The sequence below is a fragment of the Enterococcus rivorum genome, assembly GCF_001742285.1.
GTDB classification, from domain to species: Bacteria; Bacillota; Bacilli; order Lactobacillales; family Enterococcaceae; genus Enterococcus_L; species Enterococcus_L rivorum.
Genome location: NZ_MIEK01000075.1, coordinates 1 through 1,020 on the forward strand (window position 1 = coordinate 1; position 1,020 = coordinate 1,020).

1 protein-coding gene is annotated in these 1,020 nt (G+C 40.3%); it reads right to left on the reverse strand.

Going from position 1 to position 1,020, the window contains the following annotated elements:
- Nucleotides 1-889 (reverse strand): IS30 family transposase (locus BCR26_RS16685; RefSeq protein ID WP_069700087.1); only part of this gene is annotated, 889 nt, incomplete at its 3' end.
- Nucleotides 890-1,020: the final 131 nt, after the last annotated feature.

Genomic DNA, 1,020 nt, shown 5'->3' on the forward strand with positions numbered 1-1,020 from the left:
ATTTCATAAATACTTCCAAGGGTGTTTTGTAGTTTAGTGATTTTCTGGGAATATGGTTTCTTTTAGAAGCAACAGCGGACACAAACGCTTGATCCACTTGGTTAAAATCCATTGTTTTAGGCAGCCCATCTTTACGAAGTAATCCATTAGAATGTTCATTTAGAGCTCGTTGGGAGGGCGTCCATGGATCTGCAAAATAGAGGGCAATATCGCTTGTATTACTAACGCTTTTCCACATTGAAAACTCTTTTCCGCATTCAAACGTAATGAACTTAAACAGGTTTTTAGGCATCTTTTGTAACCATTCAGTCATCGCTTTTTCGATAGCTGTCGCTCTGCGTCCTTCGGGTTTCAGCGTAATAATCACTTTTGACAGGCGTTCAACGAGTGTGATGATGGCACTTTTATGATGGACATCGACAATGGTGTCGCCTTCTAGATGACCAAACTCCTGTTGAAAATTTGGATAATCAGATGCTCGTTCTAAGAGAGTTCGCTTGAAGGTTTGTTTTCCTCGACGTTCCTTGTGTCCCTTTGGTTTCCGCTTGCCCTTCATTGGGAGTTGCTTCACATCAAATTGATTCTTTTTGAACTGACGATAAAGCGTTCGGGCAGAACAAGAAATAGGGAACGCAGCGCGACCAACAATCACATCGAGTGTCCACCCTTGAGCCACCCTGTTCTGAACATACTCGCGTTGATCAGGAGGTAAGACAATCGAGCGCCTACCACAATGGGTCTTATTTTCTTTGTATTGTCGATAATACTCATAGACAGTAGTGCCTTGTTTTAAAAAGTGATAGACCGTATAAATGGTTTGCCTAGAACGCTTTAGTTGTTTCGCCACCTCTAGAACAGGTTCTTCATTTTTGAAATATGCCTCTATCATCACGAGTTCATTTGGTGTAAGTCATTTGTCTTCACTCCTTATAATTCTTTCGTCGGAACTATTTTGAGTGTAACACAAATGACTTTTTTAGTTGTCTAGCTTAATTTTACTATCGGCGATTTAAAAAAATT